Genomic DNA, 7,290 nt, shown 5'->3' on the forward strand with positions numbered 1-7,290 from the left:
AGTTTACCCTTACGTGGTCAAGTTTTATCGAATTTTCCAACAAGCCCTAATTAATGTAATGATTTTCTATTGGATAAATTGATGACCACCGGGCCATGGATACTTATTTGTTTACGATGCTTGTCTGGATGAAATTCATTCTGTGGTTTTCCTTGCCTTTGGCAAACATGCCGAGCCTGAAACCCATTCCCCAGGGTACCAAATGACTGGCGTCAGCCACATGATCAAAAGTATCCCATGTGCCATCCTCCAATTTAAAGGAAAATCGTAGCAAATGACCTTCAGTCACTTCCATTTTCAGCCCAATTTTGCCTTCCAATGCAATTTGCTTTTCCTCCAAAACTGACTCTGATTGGTTTCTGGTTTCAAAAAGTGACACACCATCATTGCTAGCCCCAATGCCAATGCCTGCGATTGGTGCCCCAAAACCATTATGTGCAGCACCTACCAATAAAATGCCTCCTCTTGCATCAGAGCGATCCATATTGAGGCTTGTCTCCAAATGATAGTTTGTTGATTTGGTACTTTGTACCAGTAGACTACCCATCTTTTCATTTTCCTCAGAGGCTTGTAAAACCAGGCCATCCTTACCTGTTTTGAACTTAATATCCTGGGTGACACGCCATTGCCATAAGGGATCCAGACCTTCCTCAAAATCATCGCTAAAATTGATCATGCCCTTCTCCCGGCTATAGGTAGCCTTGTTTTCAAATATAGGCCATTGATCTGCTGTCCAGGTTAATTGCTCCAAAACCCCTTCCCTTCCAACATATACGGAGCCCTCGGAGTTATAGGCATGGTAAAGCATGAAATAATCACCGTCTTTTTTTACCACAGTCCCATGACCGGCACATTTCCAGTCCTCGTTATCAACCAATATGGGATTACCACTGAATTTTTCCCAGGGGCCCAATAGTTTTTTTGCCCTTGCTACTCCGGTTTGGTAATTGCATTCTTTGTCACAGCAAGCTCCTGCGGAATAAGTCGCATAAAAATACCCGTTTTCTTTAAAAACACTCACTCCTTCCACCAGGTTTCTTTCCCAGGGTTGGTCATTCCTGAAAAGTTCTATCGGCTCGCCGAGCAAACGCGTTCGCTGTTCGTTAACCTCCTGTGCCCACAAGGAGGTCGGTAAGCCTTTACTGTTCCCATCTTCCTTCCACAATACATAGATTTTACCATCATCATCTCTAACTTCGTAGGCATCTATGGACCCTAACTCCTGGGCCACCAATGGGCCGTGATCTTCGAATATGCCCGTTGGAGAACTTGAACTTGCCACTGCCACACTTAACCGGTTACTTTGTTTGTCTCTGGCGGTGTAATAGGCATAAATTTTTCCTTGCGCTTCATCATAGGAAAGCTCAGGTGCCCAAAAATTGTTTTTAGCCCACTTGGGTGCTCCTTCAGGAAACACATAATTGATCAACTCCCACTCCAATAAATCCTTAGACTTGTAAATGGGGAACAAGGGTGCCCATTCGTTGGAAGTGGCAGAAGCATAATACTCGTTTCCTATCTGAATGACAGTAGGATCCGGGCGATCACCTGGAAGTACTGGATTAATGATGACTTGGGCTGGGTCGTTTAAATTTGTTTCTTTGTTTTCATTCGTGGGGTTTCGCTGACATCCCCAAAGGATCAAGAGGAACAATAAAGTGTTGAAGGTAAATTTCATAGGGTTAGTTGCTATTTTTATCATTCTTTTTCTCCGGAAGGTACCGGTAAAACTTCATTTATAGACACTGGGTTGCCGAAATCCGGGCTGCCATCCTCCCGCCATTGGAAAGGTTGTAACCGAATATCTCTATCCCATCCCGGTTCTGTTCCCTTTTTGGAATGGTATAGGATCCAATCTTCCGTGCCATCAGGTGACGTTGCAAAGCTGCAGTGACCTACCCCGTGAACGGTTTCATTTCCCAAAAAAACCGGTCCCGTTTTGACCCAATTTTTCGGAAGCAAAGGGTCTACTGATGCCTCTTTTAATTTCAATTGACCCATTCGGTACTCTTTTAACCAGGATTCTCTGGTGGAATATATAATAAAGGTAAGGTTATTTCTTTTCAATACCTGTGGCCCTTCGTTAAGGTCCAGCTCCCCTCCCGTTTCCCAACTTTCTTCTGGTGAGGATATCTTTACACGGTTGCTGCTGATGGTGGCTGGGTCGCTCATTATGGCAATGTACAGGTGTTGGGCAGTACGATCGGTCTCCCTGTTTTCCTCCCAGCCTGACCAAATGGCATATAGTTCACCTTCATGTTCGAATGGAGTGAGGTCGATTGCCCATTTCACCGATTCGGGATCTGTTATATCATCTCCAGTGTACAACATACCCAAGTCTTCATAAGGGCCAAACGGATCATTCCCATGTGATTTTAGTACTCCTGATTTTTGGTGGATAAAAGGCCCTCCAGGCTTTTCTCCTGCAGCATAATAAATGTACCAGTGGCCAGCTATATAATGTATTTCCGGTGCCCAAATATTTGCTGAATTCCATCCCTGATCCGGCGCATCCCAGACTTTTTGAAAAACACCATGTTCTGTGAGTTTTGAAGACTTGGAGATCGCTATGCCTCCTCCAGAAGATGCGCAATAATAATAATCGTCTCCTTTTTGAAATACCCATGGGTCAGCCCCCTCTCGGATGGGGTTGGTAAAGGTTTTCTCTTTAGAAAATTCATTACAACTCAAAAAGATAAAGAAGCATAAAGAAAAAAGACACTTCCATGGTCTTGGAATATTTTTTCGAATTACTTTCACTGTTGGGTGTATGCCCGAATAATTCATAGCTGATTATTTATGGCTTTTGAGAAAAATTAAACGCCCTTTGATGGTTTTCGCAAATGGATGGCAAAACATAGCTATAATTAATCAGGGAAAAGGCTATGGTCCATATTAGGAATGACTCGGAGCGCATTTTTATAATACACTTTCTTTAATACCTCATCCGGCAGGCCCAAGCCATACATGCGCCAAAATGCATGGTATTTCTTGTAATAAGGAAAATATTCATCCTCAGTTTCCAGCACCCTGAAATAGGTGTAAAACTCCTCTTTGTTATAGGCGTCCTTTCCAAAAAGAATCCTGTCTTGGTATTCAATGAAGAACCTTTTGGCAGCCCTTGGTTGCCGGCCAAACTCTGCAATAACGGCTGCGATCCCAAAATTAACATTGGGATATTTGTCTAGGTGTTTTGCAGCTTTTTCCAAGTCATTGGCCATCCATCCCATGTGGGCATTGATAAAGGTGGTGTTTGTATGTTTTTCAAATACAGCATGTTGCTCTGCAATAATTTGTTCGAAAGGGGCCGGGTTATTCGCGCCCCTCTTCCTATTGGGTCGTAGTTTTAACTCCAACCAACGTTCATTTTTACTGTCCATAGGTTCCCAAAAAGGAGCCGGGTCCGCTGCATGAATAAGAACAGGGATCCCCAATTCACCGCATTTGGCCCAAATGGGATCCAAATCCGGATGATTGATAGGAACCCTTTTGCCATGTATGTCTTTTACACTCAAACCCAAGCTTTTGAAGATTTTTAAACCATTGGCACCATTCATTACATCTTCTTCCAAAATGCTTACTGCCTTCTCTTTCCAGTCTTTCTCTCCAAACCCGGAAAAGGAAAGATTAGTGAAAACTATAAACCTTCCAGGAGCTTGTTTATTAAATTGGCGCACCATAGAATTGAGGTATTCTTGGGCATCACTGTCCTCCCCATTTCTGGAGAATCTTTTACCACTAAGATTTACCATGGTCGCCATGTTTATTTCATCCATTTCCCTTGTTAGGTTTGAAATAAGCGATTCATCAACATTTCTCTGGTGGCTGTGAATGTCCACAAATGGAAACTTTGCTCTTTTGATGGGGTGCTCGGGTACCACCAAGGTAGACTTGGGGTTATAAGATTCAAAATCCATTTCCTGCGCCAATAGAGAGAAGTTGAATAAAACCATGAGCAGGGGAGTAAGAGCGATGCGGCCAAAGCTATTTTTCATTCGTGGTAAAGGTTAAGTGTTCAATCCTTAATTTATGACTAAAATTGCATTCTTCAAGCTTCAAACTTAGCCTTTTTCACCAAACGCTTCTGTTTTGGAAGTTTTTTCATAATAATATGTGGAAGGGAGCAATGGAAATAGTGGGATCTTTTTAACTTAATTCTATTTTCTTACAGGCCCCATGTAGCGAAACCGGGGTAGAAGACGTATGGATGTTAAACCAATTTATTATTAAATAACGCTTTTATGAAAAAATTTACTTTTCCCCTTCTCCTTTGTCTTCTCTTATGTTTTTCCTGCAACGAAGAGCATGAGCCGGAGACTAGTTGTGGTGTAACTGAACCGCTAGCCAATTTGCCTTGGCTAAAAACCATACAGGTAAACTATGCCTCTGCTGAGATGTCGGAATACAACTATATAGGACAGGCCAGCTATAATGGTGAAACCGTGTTTTATTTGGCCAGTTGTTGCCCCAATTGTAATTGGCAGCTTGTTACTTATGACTGCTCGGGAAACCAAATTGAGGAGGATCATACGCTAGATGACCTCGATTCGAAGCAAATCATATGGAAGGCTGAAGATTCTGAATGTGTCTTTGAGGAATAGATTCAATTGCGCATTTTTGGATGCTACTAAAATACATAAACCCATTCTCTTTTGAGATTGGGTTTATGGTATATTACCGATGTTTTCCTTTATTTGTTGATATTCAGCCTTCAGTTTATTCAGCTTGTTTTTTTGTGCCAAATACTCGGTTTTTAAGATCAAGCCTTTTTGAAAATTGCGCTGTAAAATGGCATCTACATTTTCAGCATTTTTCACAGTATTGCAAGTTCTGCAAGAGGAGACCAAGTTAGATTTCCAATCGTAGCCGCCATCTGCTTTGGAATGGATATGGTTTAGGTAAAAATCAGGGGCTTTAAGCTCGCAAAGACAATAGAAACATTTGTTGTTATCCCTTTTTAAAATTTCGTTTCTTTTGTTAAGATCGGTAAGAATATCGTCCTCCGAGTCACCATACATGCTTTCTTCTATGGTATCTTCAATTTTAATCAGCTTTTTTATGGCTTTGATCTCCGAAGGTAGTTTTACGATGTATTCGTTGATTTTACCGGGTCGGTGAACCTTTTTTAGGATCCCAAATTTAACCAGGTCATTTATCCCACGTTTGACCACATCCTTGGACATGGGATTGTCAAAATTAGATAGCATATTTTGTCCCAATGCAGCAATTTTAACCTTAATTTTCCGACTACCTATGGAATAATAAGCCCTTTTAAAAAATAGCATATAGAGAGCAAAAGAGCGGACTTTTAAGAACCTTGGCAAATACTTGGTGGCATAGTCAAATTCCACTAGAAAATCGTGAAGGGAAATGGATTCATAAGCAGGCTCCTCGGTTTCCGAAATAATTTCTTCAGCTTTGTTTAAAATGTATTTTTTCATGTTTTAATCATTGCTAATTATTCGTATTACCTACAGATTGGCCTAAAATCCCTGAATTGTGATTTTAATTAATGCTTAAAAACGAAATATTTAGCCATTTTTCCAAATAATTCATCGCTAATAATTCCCTTTATTTTGTCTTTATACCTGGTGCCAACAGCATGGAGTTAAAGTAGTTATAGCAATTGCTATTATTACCTGAATAATAGAAGATAGATTTGGCACAAGGTCGTTTTGGACATAAGCTTAAGTCCGGGCTTACTTTATGGGCCGTTTGCAATATTTCCATTATTTTTGAAGCAAAATAGATCTGTAGATGATAAAAATATATACCGACGGAGCGAGTAGGGGCAATCCCGGAAACGGAGGATATGGGGTGATTTTACTCTATAAAAATTTAAGAAAGGAGCTTTCCGAAGGTTTTCGCCTGACTACCAATAACCGAATGGAATTGCTCGCTGTCATCAGAGGGCTGGAGGCATTGAAAGTAGAAGGGCTGCCCATAACCATCTTTTCCGATAGCAAATACGTGGTGGACTCCGTTCAAAAAGGTTGGATTTGGGGTTGGCAAAAAAAGGGGTTTAAAGGCAAAAAGAACATGGATCTTTGGAAAAAGTACATTCCCCTTCACCTGAAATACAAGCCAACTTTTCAGTGGGTAAAAGGCCATGCAGGCAATCCACTCAATGAAAGATGTGATGAATTGGCGGTCTCAGCAGCCATGGGAAATAATTTGCCCGCTGATCAGGGTTATGAAGCGGAACAAAACGGCTAATGGGACGCCGGTCAAACAGCTATTTCCAGTTCAAGCAGTTTCGTATAGAGCAAGAACGTTGTGCCATGAAAGTGAGCACCGATGCAGTCGTCCTTGGCGCCCTAGCAAATGCGGCTCATCAACCCGGAAATATTCTGGATATTGGCACGGGTACAGGTGTATTGGCATTGATGATGGCCCAAAAGTACCCGGTAGCCGACATTGATGCGGTAGAAATTGACAAAGAAGCTTTCGAACAGGCTAGGCAAAATGTTTCCTCCAATAAGCTAGGAGCCCGGATAAAGGTACAACGGCAGGCTTTTCAAGCATTTGAACCAAATCAAAGCCAGATTTATGACCTCATTACCACCAACCCTCCTTATTACAGCGGGCAGTTGCAAAGTAACCAAACCAATATTAACCTTGCCAGACATGAAAAAGGGCTTAATTTTTCAGATTTGTGGGCTGGTATTGATCGTTTGCTGAAAACAGAAGGGGTGCTTTGGCTAATATTACCACCCAATGAAATGGAGGATTTTAAAAGTCTAGGAAAAGAGATAGGCTTTTACTCAAATAGCCAAACCCTACTTCAGGACCGAGAAACCAGTAAAGTCCACCGTGTGATCGCTTCCTTTGCCAGAAAAAAGCCAAAGCTAAGCCAAAAAACTGTCTTGGTTATCAAAGACGCAAACAATGCCTACACTCCCGAATACATTGATCTGCTCAGAGATTATATGCTGCATTTTTAATTGAAGTGGGCCAATAGCATTTACTCTTTCATGCTATTGGCCATCCCTTATTTTTTATTTAGCAGGTTTTATAACCATCGCCATGCCCTTGTGTTTTCCCAATTTGAATTGCATTAAGTCCTCTGAACTTAGGGTTCGCGTTTCTAAAGCTACTCTACTATGCGTATTTACTTCTTCATCATTTCCCGTTCCTTTAGGTATTTGGTAGAATAGTGAATTATATATGGTAAAAAAATCTCCTACGGTAGCCAAGCTAGGATCAAAAGTAGATGGTTCTGCTACAACTGGTATTCCTAATTCACTAAATCTAGTATCTATAGTATCATTAAATTGTTTTCTATTAAAT

8 protein-coding genes are annotated in these 7,290 nt (G+C 41.2%); 3 read left to right on the forward strand and 5 right to left on the reverse strand.

All coding sequences use genetic code 11. The features are described 5' to 3' along the window. Window positions 1-103 precede the first annotated feature (103 nt). The 3 genes from AAC037_RS15575 to AAC037_RS15585 all read right to left on the reverse strand — a co-directional run bounded on the left by AAC037_RS15575 (window position 104) and on the right by AAC037_RS15585 (window position 3,995). Entirely contained in the window at window positions 104-1,678 is a 1,575-nt protein-coding gene (locus AAC037_RS15575; protein ID WP_339903843.1) for a family 43 glycosylhydrolase, read from the reverse strand. 20 nt (window positions 1,679-1,698) lie between these two features. Continuing rightward, window positions 1,699-2,691: a glycoside hydrolase family 43 protein gene (locus AAC037_RS15580; RefSeq protein ID WP_339903844.1), complete on the reverse strand. Its 993-nt coding sequence runs from the start codon at window positions 2,689-2,691 to the stop codon at window positions 1,699-1,701. Window positions 2,692-2,867: 176 nt separating this feature from the next. After that, window positions 2,868-3,995, reverse strand: coding sequence for an amidohydrolase family protein (locus tag AAC037_RS15585; protein WP_339903845.1), 1,128 nt, complete (start codon window positions 3,993-3,995; stop codon window positions 2,868-2,870). Between the two features lie 246 nt (window positions 3,996-4,241). On the opposite strand from AAC037_RS15585, the gene AAC037_RS15590 reads away from it, so the two are divergent. After that, window positions 4,242-4,601: a hypothetical protein gene (locus AAC037_RS15590; protein ID WP_339903846.1), complete on the forward strand. Its 360-nt coding sequence runs from the start codon at window positions 4,242-4,244 to the stop codon at window positions 4,599-4,601. A gap of 63 nt (window positions 4,602-4,664) precedes the next feature. Here the strand turns inward: AAC037_RS15590 and AAC037_RS15595 are convergent, their stop codons facing one another. Next, on the reverse strand, window positions 4,665-5,441 hold the full coding sequence (locus tag AAC037_RS15595) for an HNH endonuclease (RefSeq protein ID WP_339903847.1): 777 nt from the start codon (window positions 5,439-5,441) through the stop codon (window positions 4,665-4,667). Window positions 5,442-5,757: 316 nt separating this feature from the next. Between AAC037_RS15595 and rnhA the strand changes: the two genes are divergently transcribed. Together rnhA and AAC037_RS15605 are read left to right on the forward strand one after the other, a co-directional pair. Next, entirely contained in the window at window positions 5,758-6,216 is a 459-nt protein-coding gene (rnhA, locus tag AAC037_RS15600; protein ID WP_303613421.1) for a ribonuclease HI, read from the forward strand. Further along, window positions 6,216-6,944, forward strand: coding sequence for a methyltransferase (locus tag AAC037_RS15605; RefSeq protein WP_339903848.1), 729 nt, complete (start codon window positions 6,216-6,218; stop codon window positions 6,942-6,944). The genes rnhA and AAC037_RS15605 overlap by 1 nt, the downstream gene beginning before the upstream one ends. Before the next feature lie 54 nt (window positions 6,945-6,998). Here AAC037_RS15605 and AAC037_RS15610 read toward each other — a convergent pair. Further along, the coding region (locus AAC037_RS15610) for a hypothetical protein (protein ID WP_339903849.1) at window positions 6,999-7,290 on the reverse strand (292 nt) is incomplete at its 5' end.

Origin of the sequence: uncultured Cyclobacterium sp. (assembly GCF_963976465.1) — a bacterium.
Classification (GTDB): domain Bacteria; phylum Bacteroidota; class Bacteroidia; order Cytophagales; family Cyclobacteriaceae; genus Cyclobacterium.

Coding starts and splice junctions, on each gene's coding strand:
- AAC037_RS15575 (WP_339903843.1), bottom strand. CDS start 1,678: ATGAAATTTACCTTCAACACTTTATTGTTCCTCTTGATCCTTTGGGGA.
- AAC037_RS15585 (WP_339903845.1), bottom strand. CDS start 3,995: ATGAAAAATAGCTTTGGCCGCATCGCTCTTACTCCCCTGCTCATGGTT.
- AAC037_RS15590 (WP_339903846.1), top strand. CDS start 4,242: ATGAAAAAATTTACTTTTCCCCTTCTCCTTTGTCTTCTCTTATGTTTT.
- AAC037_RS15595 (WP_339903847.1), bottom strand. CDS start 5,441: ATGAAAAAATACATTTTAAACAAAGCTGAAGAAATTATTTCGGAAACC.
- rnhA (WP_303613421.1), top strand. CDS start 5,758: ATGATAAAAATATATACCGACGGAGCGAGTAGGGGCAATCCCGGAAAC.
- AAC037_RS15605 (WP_339903848.1), top strand. CDS start 6,216: ATGGGACGCCGGTCAAACAGCTATTTCCAGTTCAAGCAGTTTCGTATA.